At 35.1% G+C, this 16,709-nt stretch carries 18 protein-coding genes; 10 read left to right on the top strand and 8 right to left on the bottom strand.

The window, feature by feature from the left end; translation table 11 throughout:
* Positions 1–145: 145 nt before the first annotated feature.
* The 6 genes from KM885_RS17035 to KM885_RS17010 all read left to right on the top strand — a co-directional run bounded on the left by KM885_RS17035 (position 146) and on the right by KM885_RS17010 (position 6,171).
* Positions 146–865: a DsbA family oxidoreductase gene (locus KM885_RS17035; RefSeq protein WP_060667813.1), complete on the top strand. Its 720-nt coding sequence runs from the start codon at positions 146–148 to the stop codon at positions 863–865.
* A gap of 530 nt (positions 866–1,395) precedes the next feature.
* Entirely contained in the window at positions 1,396–2,349 is a 954-nt protein-coding gene (locus KM885_RS17030) for an ABC transporter permease (RefSeq protein WP_047184937.1), read from the top strand.
* Positions 2,339–3,289, top strand: coding sequence for an iron chelate uptake ABC transporter family permease subunit (locus KM885_RS17025; RefSeq protein WP_047184938.1), 951 nt, complete (start codon positions 2,339–2,341; stop codon positions 3,287–3,289). The genes KM885_RS17030 and KM885_RS17025 overlap by 11 nt, the downstream gene beginning before the upstream one ends.
* Positions 3,283–4,038 (top strand): iron ABC transporter ATP-binding protein, encoded by a 756-nt coding sequence (locus KM885_RS17020; protein WP_047184939.1) that lies wholly within the window; start codon positions 3,283–3,285, stop codon positions 4,036–4,038. The genes KM885_RS17025 and KM885_RS17020 overlap by 7 nt, the downstream gene beginning before the upstream one ends.
* A gap of 372 nt (positions 4,039–4,410) precedes the next feature.
* Entirely contained in the window at positions 4,411–5,367 is a 957-nt protein-coding gene (locus tag KM885_RS17015; protein ID WP_047184940.1) for a siderophore ABC transporter substrate-binding protein, read from the top strand.
* Positions 5,368–5,478: 111 nt separating this feature from the next.
* Positions 5,479–6,171: a SurA N-terminal domain-containing protein gene (locus KM885_RS17010; RefSeq protein ID WP_060667815.1), complete on the top strand. Its 693-nt coding sequence runs from the start codon at positions 5,479–5,481 to the stop codon at positions 6,169–6,171.
* 39 nt (positions 6,172–6,210) lie between these two features.
* Here KM885_RS17010 and hisIE read toward each other — a convergent pair whose 3' ends face one another.
* The 8 genes from hisIE to hisZ form a co-directional block, all read right to left on the bottom strand.
* Positions 6,211–6,852: a bifunctional phosphoribosyl-AMP cyclohydrolase/phosphoribosyl-ATP diphosphatase HisIE gene (gene hisIE, locus KM885_RS17005; protein ID WP_216884298.1), complete on the bottom strand. Its 642-nt coding sequence runs from the start codon at positions 6,850–6,852 to the stop codon at positions 6,211–6,213.
* 4 nt (positions 6,853–6,856) lie between these two features.
* Positions 6,857–7,615: an imidazole glycerol phosphate synthase subunit HisF gene (gene hisF, locus KM885_RS17000; RefSeq protein ID WP_204798267.1), complete on the bottom strand. Its 759-nt coding sequence runs from the start codon at positions 7,613–7,615 to the stop codon at positions 6,857–6,859.
* Positions 7,605–8,327, bottom strand: a complete 723-nt coding sequence (gene hisA / locus KM885_RS16995) for a 1-(5-phosphoribosyl)-5-[(5-phosphoribosylamino)methylideneamino]imidazole-4-carboxamide isomerase (RefSeq protein WP_204798266.1) — start codon at positions 8,325–8,327, stop codon at positions 7,605–7,607. The genes hisF and hisA overlap by 11 nt, the downstream gene beginning before the upstream one ends.
* Complete coding sequence (hisH, locus tag KM885_RS16990) at positions 8,324–8,932, bottom strand: imidazole glycerol phosphate synthase subunit HisH (protein ID WP_204798265.1); 609 nt, start codon at positions 8,930–8,932, stop codon at positions 8,324–8,326. The genes hisA and hisH overlap by 4 nt, the downstream gene beginning before the upstream one ends.
* Before the next feature lie 25 nt (positions 8,933–8,957).
* Positions 8,958–9,542, bottom strand: coding sequence for an imidazoleglycerol-phosphate dehydratase HisB (gene hisB, locus KM885_RS16985; RefSeq protein WP_204798264.1), 585 nt, complete (start codon positions 9,540–9,542; stop codon positions 8,958–8,960).
* 126 nt (positions 9,543–9,668) lie between these two features.
* Positions 9,669–10,952 (bottom strand): histidinol dehydrogenase, encoded by a 1,284-nt coding sequence (gene hisD, locus KM885_RS16980; RefSeq protein ID WP_216884297.1) that lies wholly within the window; start codon positions 10,950–10,952, stop codon positions 9,669–9,671.
* A 5-nt stretch (positions 10,953–10,957) separates the two neighbouring features.
* On the bottom strand, positions 10,958–11,584 hold the full coding sequence (gene hisG / locus KM885_RS16975; RefSeq protein ID WP_047184947.1) for an ATP phosphoribosyltransferase: 627 nt from the start codon (positions 11,582–11,584) through the stop codon (positions 10,958–10,960).
* Positions 11,585–12,829: an ATP phosphoribosyltransferase regulatory subunit gene (gene hisZ / locus KM885_RS16970; RefSeq protein ID WP_047184948.1), complete on the bottom strand. Its 1,245-nt coding sequence runs from the start codon at positions 12,827–12,829 to the stop codon at positions 11,585–11,587.
* A 174-nt stretch (positions 12,830–13,003) separates the two neighbouring features.
* Between hisZ and KM885_RS16965 the strand changes: the two genes are divergently transcribed.
* From KM885_RS16965 to murB, 4 genes are all read left to right on the top strand, one after another.
* Positions 13,004–13,804 carry a histidinol-phosphatase HisJ family protein gene (locus KM885_RS16965; RefSeq protein ID WP_047184949.1) on the top strand — a complete coding sequence of 267 codons (801 nt, stop codon included), beginning with the start codon at positions 13,004–13,006 and terminating at the stop codon, positions 13,802–13,804.
* Positions 13,805–14,005: 201 nt separating this feature from the next.
* Positions 14,006–14,389, top strand: coding sequence for a YbaN family protein (locus tag KM885_RS16960; RefSeq protein ID WP_047184950.1), 384 nt, complete (start codon positions 14,006–14,008; stop codon positions 14,387–14,389).
* A 158-nt stretch (positions 14,390–14,547) separates the two neighbouring features.
* Entirely contained in the window at positions 14,548–15,363 is an 816-nt protein-coding gene (locus KM885_RS16955) for an alpha/beta fold hydrolase (RefSeq protein ID WP_216884296.1), read from the top strand.
* A gap of 196 nt (positions 15,364–15,559) precedes the next feature.
* Positions 15,560–16,477 (top strand): UDP-N-acetylmuramate dehydrogenase, encoded by a 918-nt coding sequence (gene murB / locus KM885_RS16950; protein WP_060667821.1) that lies wholly within the window; start codon positions 15,560–15,562, stop codon positions 16,475–16,477.
* Positions 16,478–16,709 lie beyond the last annotated feature (232 nt).

Below are 16,709 nucleotides of genomic sequence, written 5' to 3'. Positions count from 1 at the left end.
AGCCGAAAAAGTGTACAAAAATAGAGTGCCGGAAATATTGGTGTGAAAGACACACCGAGAAAAACTTGACACATACTAGGATAGGCACATCGTTTTTTTATCAAGTATAGCTGTGCTACAATATTTGAATAAGGCGGTGGATGGTATGAAAATTGAAGTTTGGTCTGACTTTGTTTGTCCATTTTGCTATATTGGTAAAAGAAGACTGGAACATGCGCTGGAGAACTTTGAAAACAAAGATAAAGTTGTTGTGGAATATAAGAGTTATCAATTAGATCCGAATGCCAAGCACATTCCGGGTAAAGACTTTTATGAAACATTTTCGGAATTAAAAGGGATACCGTTGGAACAAGTGAAGACGATGAACCAACAAGTTGGTGAACAAGCAAAAGCTGTCGGGTTAACATATCATTTTGACACGATGAAATATGCGAATACGTTTGACGCGCATCGAGTTGCGAAATATGCGGAAGAAAAAGGAAAAGCAAAGGAAATTACGGAACGCTTTCTTCATGCTTACTTCACGGAATCTAAATTAATGAGTGATTTTGAAACCCTTATTTCTCTTGCCGGGGAAGTTGGATTAGACAAAGAAGAAGTAAGGGATATATTAGAATCTAATCGTTATGCTAGAGCGGTTCGTGAAGATATCAATGTGGCTCATCAAATCGGTGTACAAGGTGTACCGTTCTTTGTATTTAACGAAAAATACGCTGTTTCTGGTGCACAACCTGAAGAGGTATTTACACAAGTATTAAATCAAGTATGGGAAGAAGAACGTGAAAAACCAATCTTACAAACGTTAAATCCTAGTAAATCAGAAACATCATATTGTACGGATGAAGGATGCGACATTGAAAAGTAAAAAACAAAAGCGCAAGCGCCTGGTTAGGAAAGTCTGCTAATCCTTGGACGCTGAAGCTGGACGTGAAACACTTAAAACATGCTACCTACAGTGAAGCTGGTAGCATGTTTTTTAATTTCCATATTTTTAAGGATTGTTGTTATTGACTACGCCTACAAATCTGTTATACTTATAGTTGAGAAGCTAATTGATAATGAATCTCATTCTTAATTAGAATGTATAAAAGGTAATAATTATTCTTATTAGTGGTTCAAAAAGGAGGATGAAAAGGACCGAGCAGTTCGGGGCGGCGTAGCTTTGAGTAGCGGAACGTATGCAGTTAATACGTGAGCAGACGCTCTTGCACGCCGGAAAAGTGGTTTTCTTTTCCAAGGAACGGAAAAGCAAGCATTCGTGAGAAATGCGAAGTGTCATTTTCACCGGACTTTTTGAACAACCTCAATTAGCACTATGAAAATAATGAAAATATTTTTGGGGAGTATAAAGGTACCGCTAAATTTGCGGGAGAATTATACAGAGAAGGACATTTTATGAAGATACGATACTTAGTATTAGCAGTAATTATATTTTCAGTGATATCTCTATTTATTGGTGTCACCGATATTTCACCATTATCTCTTTTTAACTTAAGCGAAGAACAACAACAGGTATTGTTGGTTAGTAGAATCCCGCGTTTGATAAGTATTGTCATTGCTGGTGCTAGTATGAGTATTGTTGGTTTAATTATGCAACAATTAAGTAGAAATAAATTTGTATCACCAACAACAGCAGGTACGATGGATTCAGCGAGACTAGGTATCCTGGTATCGATGATGGTCTTTACATCGGCTGCTCCGTTTCAGAAAATGCTTGTATCTTTTGCATTTGCACTAGCAGGTACCTTCATCTTTATGAAGATACTTGACAAGATTAAATTTAAAGATGCCATATTCATCCCATTAGTAGGGTTGATGTTTGGTAATATAATTAGTTCTGTTTCCATGTTTTTTGCTTATCAAAATGATCTCATTCAAAATATGTCTTCCTGGATGCAAGGAGACTTTTCCATGATTATGAGTGGAAATTATGAAATGATGTATGTAAGTATTCCTGGTTTGATATTAGCATATATCTTTGCTAACAAATTTACTATCGCGGGAATGGGGGAGGACTTTTCAAAGAATTTAGGTCTGAACTATCGTCAAGTCGTTAACCTAGGGCTCTCGATTAGTGCATTGGTTACTTCGTCCGTTGTATTGACGGTCGGTGTTATTCCGTTTCTTGGACTAATCATCCCCAATATTGTAACCATTTACCAAGGAGATCATTTAAAGAATACGTTAGCTCACACGGCGTTGCTAGGTGCTGTATTTGTTCTATTTTGCGATATAATAGGTAGGATCGTTATTTATCCGTATGAGATTCCGATTAGTTTAACAGTAGGAGTTATCGGAAGTGGAATCTTTATCTACCTACTTCTAAGGAGAAAGAAATATGGGCTATAAGAAAAAGACTATCATCCTAGGCATTGTCGCATTAGCACTAGCATGTTTGTATATATTTTATGATTTACGTGGAAACATTGGCTATATTTTGCCAAAACGAGCCATTAAACTTATTGCTATCATTATAACGGGTGGAGCAATTGCTTTTTCCACTACGATATTTATGACCATAACGAATAACAGAATTCTAACACCGAGTGTATTAGGGCTAGATTCTCTCTATCTATTATTACAAACCGTTATCATATTTATATTTGGTTCCAATTCCATTGTCATGATGGAAAGCAGTATTAATTATTTAATTTCCATTGTATTGATGGTTTTGTTTTCCTTATTGCTTTACCAATTTCTTTTTAAAGGTGAGAAGAATAATATTTACTTCCTACTATTAATAGGGATGATATTAGGAACTTTCTTCAATAGCTTTACTGATTTTATGCAAGTTCTCATTGATCCAAATGAATTTATGGTTGCACAGGATGCCATGTTTGCAAGTATTAACAATGTTCATACAGACTTAGTTTGGTTATCTGTGGTGCTTATTGGATTAGTCTTAATTTACTTTTCACGTTTTTATAAATACTTGGATGTTTTATCCTTGGGAAAAGATCAAGCTGTGAATTTAGGTGTTCCTTATGATTATGTTGTAAAGCGACTATTAATCGTTGTTGCCATACTAATTTCCGTAGCTACAGCACTAACTGGACCAATCACTTTCCTAGGATTACTCGTAGTAAACGTAACGTATGAAATGATGAAAACCTTCCGCCATTTATACATACTTCTGGGAAGTATATTCCTTAGTATCATAGCTTTAGTTGGTGGACAGTTTATAGTTGAGAAGATATTTACGTTTAACACAACATTAAGTGTCATCATTAATTTTGTAGGTGGCGTGTACTTTATATATCTTTTGTTAAAGGAGAATAGATCATGGTAGATTTGAAAAATGTATTCAAGGCGTATAATAATAAGCCGGTAATTGAAGATGTTTCTTTGACGATTGACAAGGGAACCATTACTTCCTTTATTGGTCCGAATGGTGCAGGGAAAAGTACGTTAATTTCTATGATCAGTCGATTAATTGCAAAGGATAATGGGGATATTACGATTGATGGAAAGGATATCTTTCAAGCGAAAAATAATGATCTTGCTAAGAAAATATCTATTTTGAAACAATCGAATGCCATTAATTTAAAATTAACGGTTCGTGAGCTCGTTTCCTTTGGACGATTTCCGTATTCACAAGGGAAGTTAACAAAGGAAGACTGGGGTAAGGTAGATGAAGCAATTGAGTATATGGAACTTCAAGATATGCAGGACAAATTTTTAGAAGAATTAAGTGGTGGTCAAAGGCAACGTGCGCATATTGCGATGGTTATTGCCCAAGATACGGAATATATTCTTCTCGATGAGCCATTAAATAATTTGGATATGCGTGCATCTACTCAAATTATGAAGACGTTACGTAAACTTGTAGACGAAATGAGTAAAACGATATTAATCGTTATTCACGATATAAACTTTGCTTCTTGTTATTCTGATAACATCGTTGCGTTAAAGGATGGAAAGGTAATGAAACAAGGTAGAGCATGTGATGTCATTGATAAATGTGTTCTTAAAGATTTATATGATATGGATATTGATATTAAAGAAATTGATAATCGCAGGATTTGCGTTTATTACTAAGCGGTAGGAAGGTTTTCCTTTCTTACTGCCATTCTTAATCTCGTTTTAAGTGAAATGCTGCATGCGATGTATAAAAAGTGAATGTAACTCGTTTTTTAAAGATAAAAAAAATCCCATATAATGTCATGGTAAAAAAACTAATGACATTATACAGGAAACTAACCTAATATAATTGTAACTTACTTTTTTGTTTACGTAAACAGATAAAGCTTTTATAACTTCTGTATGACTGACAGGCGCAACTGAAGCATTCGTAAAGGCCTAACGAATCCTTTAGTTTAAAGCGCTCAGATCATAAGAATAGTGTACATACCTTTTTATATAACATGCAGCATGGAATTAAAAAAATTTAATAGATAAAGGGGAAGAAGTATGAAAAAGTCCATTTATGTTCTTTTCATTGCAGCAATTTTACTTTTTACAGCGGCTTGTGGTTCAACAGAGGAAAATGAAGGTAGTTCAGATGTAGAAAAAGAGAATACATCACCAGAAACCATTACCGTTAAACATGAATTAGATGAAACGGAAGTACCAAAGAATCCGCAAAAAGTTGTTGTTTTTGACTTTGGGATTTTAGATACCCTAGATAAATTAGGTGTTAATGTTGCAGGCGTACCGCAATCTGGCACTATTCCTAGCTATTTGGAAAAATATGCTTCTGACGAATATGAAAATGTGGGAGGATTAAAGGAACCAGACTTTGAAAAAATTGCTGAAATTAATCCGGATTTAATTATTATTTCTGGTCGTCAAGCAGAGCTATATGATCAGTTTTCAGAAATTGCTCCAACGATTCATCTTGGTGTTGACACAACAAGATACATGGATTCTTTTAAAGAAAATATGAATATGGTTGGTGACATTTTTGACAAACAAGAAGAAATAGAAAGTGGACTTGCAGATATTGATGAATCTATTGCCGCATTACATGAAAAGGCATCTGCAAGTGACAAGAATGCTCTTATTATACTAGCAAATGATGATAAGATAAGTGCATATGGAACAAACTCTCGCTTTGGACTTATTCATGATGTATTTGGTGTAAAGCCAGTCGATGAATCTATCGAAGCTTCTACACATGGAATGAACGTCTCGTTTGAATATGTAATGGAACAAGACCCTGATTTATTATATGTAATTGACAGGGGAGCAGTTGTTGGTGGGGAATCCTCCGCAAAACAACTTGTAGAGAATCAACTTGTAGAAAATACAAAAGCCTTTAAAAATGATAATATCTATTATCTTGATCCAGACTACTGGTATTTATCAGGTGGAGGACTTCAATCTGTAGCAGAAATGGTTAAAGAAATAGATGCAACGATAAAATAATTTAACAGGATGGGGATCCCCATCCTGTTTTTGTATTATACGGTACAACTTGAAAAAACGCCGTAACTTATGTTTGAATGGAGTAAGATCAAGAAAAAGTGAGGGAATGCCATGACTAAAAAAGGGCTAGTTTTATTTATCTCTTGCTTATTATTATTTTTAGCTGCATGTGGAAATAATGATAAAACAGAGAAAAAAGAAACAGAAGAAGCGGCACAAGAACAACCGGAATTTACGGATGAAGAAATAGTAGATGATAAGACTCCTGTTGTGAATGTAGATGGACAAGAGTTAGAAGGTAAAAAATACAATCAAGTATATAAACAAATTAAAACAATCATGTACCAGAATGGTCAGGATGTTAGTGATTTAGATGTGATAAAAGAAAGGACACTAACGGCCCTTATTGAACAGGAATTAATTAATCAAGAAGCGTCAGAGAAGGGGATTGAAGTTAAAGAAGAAGAGGCAAGCAAAGAGTTGGAATCAATCAAGAAAGAAACTGGAGATCAGTTTTCTACTATTTTGGAACAACTTAATATGAATGAAAAAGACTTTGAACACCAACTATTAGAAGATTTAACAACAGAAAAATATATGAACCATGAATTTGATGTTGAAGTTACAGACAAAGAAGTAGAGGAATATTATAAGCAATTAAAAGAGAAAAATAAAGAAATCCCTGAGCTAGAAGAAGTAAAGGATAATATTAAATCATTTCTTCATACGGAAAAGCAAAGAAAACAACTGAAATCTCGATTAACAGAACTAAAAGAAAAAACGGAAATCGAGGAGCTAATATAATACTTTCCAAAAAAACATCTCACAAGGAGATGTTTTTTTCTATAATTTATTTTTCTTATCTGTTTCTACGTGTCTATTCTTTAATTCGTCTTTAATATCTTTAATAGACACATGGAGTAACTCCATTAGAACAAGCGTATGGTATGTTAAATCTGCAATTTCATTTGTTATTTCTTGTTTATCATTATTTTTCGCGCCGATAATTACTTCGGTTGATTCTTCGCCAATTTTCTTGAGGATTTTATCTAATCCTTCGTTGAATAAATAATTTGTATAGGAACCATCTATAGGATTTTCACGACGTTCTTTTATTTTCGCCACAACTTGAGGAATGATATCCTGCGATGGGGCTTCGTTCTCATATAAATCATTGTGGAAGCAAGTTTCTTCTCCTTTATGACATGCAGGGCCAAGCGGTGTTACTTGAACTAAGAGAGCATCTGCGTCACAATCATAACTTATTTTATTGATTTTTTGTTTATTACCTGAAGTTTCTCCTTTATTCCAAAGTTCTTGTCTACTGCGTGAGAAGAACCATGTTTCGTTTGTTTCTATTGTTTTTTGTAGGGATTCTCTATTCATATAAGCTAATGTTAATACGTTTCCGGTCCCGGCATCTTGAACGATTGCTGGAATAAGTCCATTTTGGTCAAAGGATAAGTTCTCGATGTTTATTTCCACTAGTTTACCTCCTAACAGTAATATTTTCTTTATCTAAATAAGCTTTTAGTTTGGGTATAGGAATTTCCTCGTAGTGGAATACAGATGCTGCTAAAGCTGCGTCAGCATTGGCTTCCTTCAGTACGGTTGAAAAATGCTCAAGTGTACCAGCGCCACCGCTAGCAACAATTGGAATATTAACAGCATCAGCAATAGCTTTGGTTAATTCTAAGTTATAACCATTTTTCTCTCCATCCGTATCAATCGCATTCACAACGATTTCGCCGGCTCCTAGCTCTTCGCCTTTTTTCGCCCATTCTACTGCATCGATACCTGTATATTTGCGTCCGCCATTAATGACTACTTCCCATTTTCCTGATGCCGTTTCTTTTGCATCGATAGAAAGTACAATACATTGGTTGCCAAACTTTGCTGCTGCTTCTCGAATTAATTCGGGATTGCTAATGGCAGCGCTGTTGATCGAAACCTTTTCAGCGCCTGAACGTAAGACGCTATTGATATCGTCAATTGAGCGAATACCTCCACCAACTGCAAAGGGAATAGATATTTCGCGAGCAACCTTTTCCACAACATCTAGAAAAATATCTCTTTCTTCGTTGGAGGCAGTAATATCATAGAATACTAATTCATCGGCCCCGGCGTCATTGTAGCGTTTTGCTAGTTCAACAGGATCTGCGACATCTTGAATATCTTTAAATTTTTTCCCCTTTACAACACGGCCTTTATCAACGTCTAAGCATGGGATGATACGTTTAGCTAACACTACTGTCCGCCTCCAATGCTTCTTCAAATTTCAACGTGCCATCATATAATGCTTTACCGATAATGGCACCATACATATTTAGATCACCTAATCTTTGAATGTCTTCTTTTGTTGATACCCCACCAGAGGCGATTACATCCATTGTTGTAATTTCATTAATAGTTTGAAGTTCCTCGAAGTTAGGTCCTTTTAACATTCCATCTTTTAGAATATCGGTGTAAACGATAGTCTTCACACCGATAGATTCCAATTCTTTTACTAGGTCTGTAGCTTTTATATTGCTTCCTCTTGTCCAACCATCTGTTGCTACAAAACCATTTCTTGCATCGATAGACACTGCAATTCTATCACCGTATGTAGATACAGCTTCATTTAAAAACTCCTTATGATTAATGGCAGCTGTTCCAATAATGACACGGTTCACTCCAGCAGTTATGTATTTCTCGATTACTTCCATAGAGCGAATTCCTCCACCTACTTGAACAGGAATATTTACTAGATCTGCAATGGATTTAATGACAGATTGATTCATAGAATCCCCGGTCTTGGCACCATCTAAGTCAACCACATGTAAGAATTTTGCTCCCTTTTCTTGCCATGCTTGTGCCATCTTTTCTGGAGCGTCACTGTATACCTTCTCTTGGTTATAATCTCCTTGTGTTAGGCGGACACATTTTCCACCACGAATATCTATTGCTGGAAACAAGATCATGAAATCATCTCCTCGTAATTTTTTAATAATTGAAGCCCAACATCACCACTTTTTTCGGGGTGGAATTGCATACCTGTCACATTTCCTTTTTGTACAATCGCTGGGATTGTTATTCCGTATTGGGAACTTGATACAAGGGTATCTTTTTCATAATTACCGCCAATTGCATAGGAATGAACAAAGTATACAAAGGGGTCCTCAGAAATGTTATGAAATAAAGGACTCTCTTGATGCTTCTGTATGGTATTCCAACCCATATGAGGCACTTTAACAATATCAGGAATTCGATTGACACTTCCTTTTAGTAAACCAATCCCTTCCCATTCCCCATCTTCATAACTAGTTTCATAAAATAATTGCATCCCAAGACATATACCTAAAATTGGCTTTCCATTAATAACTTCTTTGCGAATAACCTCAGTCATTCCTAATTCATTTAAAGAGGCGATAGCATCTTTAAATGCGCCTACACCAGGAAGAATAATGGAGCTTGCGTTTTTAATTGTTTCGGGATCTTTTGTTAATACAGATTCTATTTTTAATTTATTTAATGCAAATTGTAAACTTTTAATATTTCCGGCATCGTAGTCGATGATTGCAATCAAAATGTTTTCCCCCTTGTTCTAGTGGTTACAATGAGCCTTTTGTAGATGGGATCCCTTGAATACGAGGGTTCTTCCATGTTGCTTGATCAAGGCAACGACCAAATCCTTTAAAAATAGATTCAATCATATGGTGTGTATTGTCGCCGTATGCAAGATTAATGTGCAAGGTTACTTTAGCATTACTAGCAAAAGCTTGAAAAAACTCTTGTACGAGTTCCGTATCGAAATTCCCTACTTTGTCTTTAAGACCTTCCACATTAAAAACGAGGTAAGCACGTCCGCTAATATCGATCGATACCGTTGATAGGGCCTCATCCATTGGAGTAGTAACTGTCGCATAACGAGTTATTCCTTCCTTTGTCCCTAATGATTCCAAAAACGCCTGTCCCAAAGCTATACCAATATCTTCAACTGTATGATGTTGATCAACCTGTAAATCACCATGACATTTCACGTCTAGGTCAAATAATCCATGCTTTGTCATAAGAATAAGCATATGATCGAAGAATCCTACACCTGACTCAATATTTGGTTTTCCAGTTCCATCAATATTTAATTCTAAATGAATATCTGTCTCACTTGTTTTTCTAGATATTTTTGCACTACGCATTTGGATGTTCCTTTCTTATTGTTATAGGTTGTTCAAAAAGTCCGGTGAAAATGACACTTCGCATTTCTTCGTTGGCTTGCTTTTCCGCTGCTCAAAGCTACGCCGCCTCGAACTGCTCGGTCCTTTTCATCCTCCTTTTTGATCACGTATTGCTATAGAATTTGCATGGGCAGTAAATCCTTCCACATTTGCAATGCTTGTGATTTTGTTCGTTGCTTCTAATAATGCTTCCTGTGAATAGTGAATAATACTTGATTTTTTCACAAAGTCATATACACCTAATGGAGAAGCAAATCTCGCTGTACCACTAGTAGGAAGTGTATGATTTGGACCAGCAAAATAATCTCCTAATGGTTCTGGTGAATAATTACCTAAGAAAATGGCTCCTGCATGTTTTACTTTATTAACCTTTTCGGTTGGGTTTTGAATCATTAATTGTAAATGTTCTGGGGCAATTTCATTAACCACCTTGAATGCATCATCTTCATTATTTGCAACAATAATTCGACCGTTTTGTTCTATTGATTTTTCCGTAATTGCTTTTCTTTCGAGTGTTTCAAGTTGTTTTTCTATCTCTATCTTAATTTCTTCCGCTAATTCCTTATTTGTAGTTACACAAATGGCGCTGGCTGATTCATCATGTTCTGCTTGAGAAAGTAAGTCTGCAGCGACATAATTTACTGGGGCAGATTTATCTGCAACTACACAAATTTCACTAGGCCCTGCAATCATATCAATGGCAACATCTCCGTATACCCATTTTTTCGCTCTTGCAACAAAGGCATTTCCCGGACCAACTATTTTATCTACTTTTTCAATCGATTCCGTTCCATAAGCTAATGCGGCAATGGCTTGTGCACCACCAACTTTATAAATACTAGTCACACCAACTTCCTCTGCAGCAACAAGTACATATGGACTGATTTTGCCATTTTGTTGAGGTGGTGTTGTAATAACGATTTTTTCCACACCAGCTATCTGTGCTGGGATTACATCCATTAAAATAGAAGAAGGGTATGCAGCTTTTCCTCCAGGGATATAAACGCCTACTTTTTCAAGTGGAGTTACTTTTTGGCCTAATACGATCCCATTTTCCTTTTCCATAAACCATGATTGTTCTTTTTGAGCCTCGTGGAAAGTACGAATATTTTGTTTTGCTTCTTGAATTGCTTCGATAAACGATGTATCTACTTTTTCTCTAGCTTCTTTGAATTCTGATTCCGAAACGAGCAAGCTATCCAGTTTAACGTTATCAAAATGCTCCGTATAACGGAATAAAGCGGTATCCTTATCTTTCCTTACTTGTGTAATGATATCTAAAACTATATTGTCTAGTTGCTTTTCGTTTATCTGTGTGGAGGTGGTGTTTTTTTTCTCCGTGAAAAACTCCCCGGATGTTATTATTTTCATCTATATCACTCCATAGCTGATTTTAATTGATTAATAAAATTCTGAACTTCTGTTGCCTTTGTTGCAAAACTAGCTTTATTAACGATTAATCTTGTACTAATATTTTCAATATCTTCTAATACTACTAGCCCGTTTTCTTTTAGAGTGCTACCCGTTTCAACAATATCAACGATGTAATCAGATAACCCAATAATAGGTGCTAATTCTACTGACCCATTTAATTTCACTATTTCAATTGCTTGGTCTTTTGTTTGAAAATGCTTCTTTGTTACATTTGGATATTTAGTAGCAATAGTTAACTTCTGATTATTTTTTATTTCATGATTCGGTTTTCCAGCAACAGAAAACTTACATGTTCCTATTTTCAAATCAAGTAGTTCATAAACATCGGCTTGAGATTCCATAATGTTATCTTTCCCGACAATCCCGATGTCTGCTGCTCCTTTTTCTACATATGTAGGAACGTCTAGTGCTTTAACGAAAATGACCTTCATGGATTGGTTTTCATTATAAAATACAAGTTTTCTGCTGTCCTCATGTAATTCAACAAAATGCTCTCCGGTTTTTTCTAACAATTCTATGGTGCTTTTAGCCGGTCTTCCTTTTGCAAGTGCTAGTGTAATAGGTTCCAATTATAGCTCCTCCTTCTGTAACAAGGACATTAGCTCTTCCTGATTGGAAAAAGATTGTTTCGTTCCTTGACCATATAATAGATAAGCTTCAGAAGAAAATCGGGCAGTGAACTTCGCCTCTAAGTTATTATTAATCATGTCGCTACTAGTAGAGTAGGTAAGTACCTGATATCCATAGTCGCGTAGAAGATATGCTGAGCGAAGTGCTTCTGTTTGTACTTCTTGATCGTACTGAATAATCATATCCGCCACCGCCCCAAGATTATTGGTTAGTCCTTGTTGTTGCAATGCGTGAATTAATAAATCTACCTCAAAGGCAAATCCAATAGCTGGATTAGGTTGACCGAATTGTTCACTTAAATGATCATATCTACCACCCATTAATACAGGCTTACCTACACTGTCTACAAATCCTTGGAATATAACCCCTGAGTAATAGTTCATATTATTAATAAGGCCAAGGTTTAAAACAATGGAGTTTTCTTCTCCGTATGCTTTTAATAATTCATAAATATCAATAAGATTTTGCAGAATCGATTGCATGGATTCATTTTGGATAATGGATTTTGCCTGTTCCATAACTACTTCCGGGTCTCCATAAAGCATTGGGATGGATTGAATGGCCTTTCTTACATCTTCCTTGATATCCAATTGTGTTAGAAATGGTTCTATTTCAATTGAATTTTTTGAGTGAACGAGTGATTGCAAAGCATCTAACTGATGTGAAGTTAATGTTGTTTGCTGAATCAATTCTTTAAAAAACCCGGCGTGCCCAACCTCTAATTTAAAATTTCGAAAACCTAAATCTTTTAATGTGTGTATAGCCATCATAATGATTTCGGAATCAGTTTCGGCTGATTGGTTACCAAAACACTCCACACCAGCCTGTGTACTTTCCTTTTGATCTGCCTGTTCTTTAGACTGGCGGAACACATCTAATACATAGAATACGCGTTGATTATCTTGATGAAGACCATTTAATGTTGTCATTCGATTTAATGGAATCGTAACATCTGGCCTTAGCACTAATACTTTCCCTGAAGAATCAATTACTTTAATCATCTCATCCTTATTTACGGTTCCAATAATATTCGAGTACATGTCATAGGATTCAAATGTTGATGTTCGAACTTGTTTATATCCATAGGTAGAAAATCTGTTTTTTAAGCTTTGAATAAGTTCATCCCTTATTTGAAAGTCTTTTACATTTGTATTTTTATTGTTATCCATCACGTATCTCTGCATGAAGACTTCTCCTTTTCGTTAAAGGTTTTAACAAACTACAGTTCAACTGTTATACAATTTGAAAAAAATATACATTCCAAAAGCTTTATTGCTTTATTACTTTATCTAATTAAAGTTATATTGTATTATAAAGAAGATAAGAATAAAAGTCAATGCACAAAAGGAGCGTTTTACATGTTTGATTATCATATACATAGTGATTTTTCCGCAGACTGTGATACGGAAATGGAAAAGACAGTTGAAAAGGCAATCGAAATTGGTTTAGAGGAAATTTGCTTTACAGATCATATTGATTACGATTATCCGGATAAAGATTGGATTTTTGAGTTTGACTTAAAAGAATATGATAAAAAGATAAAGGAACTACAAGAAACATATCGCAGCAAAATTCGTATTAAAAAAGGAGTAGAAATCGGGGTAGAACCACGGTTGCTTGATAGATATGAAAAATTAATGCAAGAGGAAACCTTTGATTTTGTTATATGTTCCATGCACTCAACGGAAGAAAAGGATCTTCATTCGGGAGACTTTTTCAAAGATAAAACAGTTGATAAGGCATACGAAATTTATTATGAGGAATTACTAGAATGTGTCAAACGTTTTAAAGGTTTTCATATTTTAGGTCACCTTGACTTAGTTAAGCGTTATACAAACGAGAAAAGTAAACATCATTTTCATGAGGTCATTCGAGAAATCTTTGCAGAAATTATTCCAGCAGGAAAAGGGATTGAATTAAATACCTCAGGATATAGATATGGCCTTGAAGGTGGAATGCCAAGTCCGGATATCTTATCTCTATATAAAGAATGCGGTGGAGAGATTATTACATTAGGTTCGGATTCTCATCTAGAAACAACGCTAGCATACAAATTCAAAGAATCACTGGAACTCTTAGAATCCATTGGCTTTCAATACATTGCTACATTTAAAAATGGGCAACCTATCTTTAATCCAATTACTGAGATAAAACGATAAGCGGTTGTGCAAAAGGTCCGGTGAAAATGAATAGGACGTTGCGTTTTTAGCCGATCTCGGTCCTTTTTCATCCCCTTTTTGAACGCGCATAATAAACGGACATCCGTATAAGATGTCATAAAATGTTCTAAACCATACAGATCAAACAGTTATTAATGGTGTTATAATGAGTACGATTGCTTAATTAGTAGGTGTAAAAATATGCAAACAGTGAAAAAGCTATTTTTGATAACTGTAGGTTCTCTTTCATTGGGAATAGGTATTATAGGGATATTTTTACCTTTAATACCAACAACACCATTACTTTTACTAGCAGCTGCTTGTTATATCCGTAGCTCAAAGAGACTTTATCATTGGCTAATTACAAATAAACACTTTGGCCAATATATTTTAGATTACCGAGAAGGAAGAGGGATTCCTTTAAAGGCAAAGGTGATTGGTGTTACGATGATTTGGGTTTCTATGTTATACACCGTTATCTTCGTCGTTCCGTTAATCTTTGTTAAAATACTTTTATTATGTATCGCTGCATATTTTACTTGGTTTATATTAAAACAAAAAACATTACAAAATCATACAACTTGAGAAAGGGTTCAACAAGTTCGGTAAAAATGATACTTCGACGTTTCTAGTTGGCGATAGCTTACGGTGGGGCGAGTAATCGGATCCCCAGGACGTTGCACATTTAGCCGACCTAGGTTTTTTCATCGTACTTTTGAACTCACGCTTAAAGAGGGAAGAATTTGAAAAATAAAATCAGACTAATTATCGGTATCATTCTATTTATACTTTTTCTAACTGGTATTACTGCATATATTTATATCCCAAATAAAGCAAGGTCAGAAACAACGAATAGTATACCAACTGTGTTTATTCATGGGTACAAAGGGACAGCTAAATCTTTTAATACGATGCTTAACCGTTTTGAAAAGAATGGTTGGGGGAAAAAAGGATTGGTCTATTTTATTTCTTCAAATGGACGAATCCTGGATTATAAAGTAAATGGGGCACAAGCCGATCAAATGTTTGTTCAAATTATACTGCAAAATAATCGAGCTAATTTTTCGGATAGTGCCAGATGGCTATCTGATGCATTACGCCATTTGAAAGAGAATTATAATGTAAACACAGTTAATTTAGTTGGACATTCCATGGGGGGAATTATTTCCGTTTATTACATGCAGCAATATAATACGGAAGACTATCCTAATGTTCGACGATTAGTTGCAATCGGAAGTCCATTTGATGGGATTTATAATAAGGAATATTTTAAAAAGCATCAAGATGCAGCTGCAAATGATTTGAAACCAAATTCAGTAGCACTCCGAATGCTTTACCAAGGGGGATTTCCTCAAACAGTTGATGTATTAAACATCGGTAGTACAGGAGATTTAGTTGCTTATCCTGAAAGTGTCCAAACGATTCGGAATATCGTTCCAGAAAATCAACTAAAAGAAGTTATCATACAGGATGATGATTTAGGACATAGTGATTTGCATGAAAGTCAGAAAGTTGATCAAATGATTCATTCTTTTTTGTGGCAAGATGAGTCACAATGACTTACAATATAAAAGGAAATTATCTATTTAAAAAATCACCAAATACTTTGGTGGTTTTTTAAATACTTTTAACATATAGTTGAAATGTAAAGAGCAAAGCGGAAGTGCTAGTCGCCGGACGTGGCCTTTCTTATAAAAAGATTAATAAGCTGAATTGTTATGCTTCCATATATATTAAATAAAAGGAATGATTTTGTTGGAAATCAATCATCATCTTTATAATAAACTAATCGAGATTACTTCAAAAGAAAATGTATTAGCAAATGAGGAACTAAGGAATCATACGTATACAAAATTAGGTGGGAATGCAGATTTTTATGTTACTCCAGAAAACTATAAAGAAGTACAAGATATTGTAAAACTTGCAAACAGTGAAAACACTACTTTTACTTTGTTAGGAAATGGTTCTAATTTAATTGTAAAAGATGGTGGGATTCGAGGTATTGTATTAAATTTACAAAAGCTAAATGAAATTAAGACAGAGGAAAATGTCGTTGTTGCACAAAGTGGGGCAAGAATTATTGATGTTTCTAGGCACGCTTTAAAAGAGGAGCTAACTGGTCTGGAGTTTGCCTGTGGAATTCCAGGTTCTGTAGGTGGAGCATTATATATGAATGCCGGTGCTTATGGTGGCGAAATTAAAGATGTATTAACAAGTGCAGTCGTTGTTACAAAAGAAGGGGAATTACATACTGTTGCAGCTGATGAGTTAGATTTGACTTATCGGAAAAGTAATATCCCAGATAATGGGTACATTGTCCTTGAAGCTGAATTTTCATTAAAGAATGGAAAATATGATGAAATTAAAGCAATTATGGATGATTTGACGTATAAGCGTGAATCGAAACAGCCTTTAGAATATCCATCTTGCGGAAGTGTATTTAAACGCCCACCTGGATATTTTGCAGGTAAATTAATTCAAGATAGTCATTTACAAGGTAAACAAATAGGAGGGGCACAGGTCTCTCGTAAACATGCAGGATTTATCGTAAATGTCGATAATGCGACTGCAAGTGAATATATCGAATTAATTCACTTTGTTCAACATACAGTAAAAGACAAATTCGGTGTAGCGTTGGAACGTGAAGTTCGTATTATTGGGGAAGATAAATAAAAGGCTTGGAAAAATAAGCGTGATACTTTTATCAACAAAGAGTTGGTGGGGTATCACGCTTATTTTTTTGGTTAGATGTGTCTGTATTAGTTGGACTTTAACCGTGTTATCACGGACAGATTTCCCTCTTTTTCCAAGCAAATGTCCATGAGTGGTTGTTATTGTATCAGTAAAGTAGACAATTTTAGAAAGTGTCCTATTCATTTGATAATCTTATAGTAGAAAAAGATAG

The organism is Oceanobacillus caeni (genome assembly GCF_019037185.1).
GTDB lineage: Bacteria > Bacillota > Bacilli > Bacillales > Amphibacillaceae > Oceanobacillus > Oceanobacillus caeni.
Note: the sequence above shows the minus strand (reverse complement) of the source record. Positions and strands in the feature narration are given on the sequence as shown.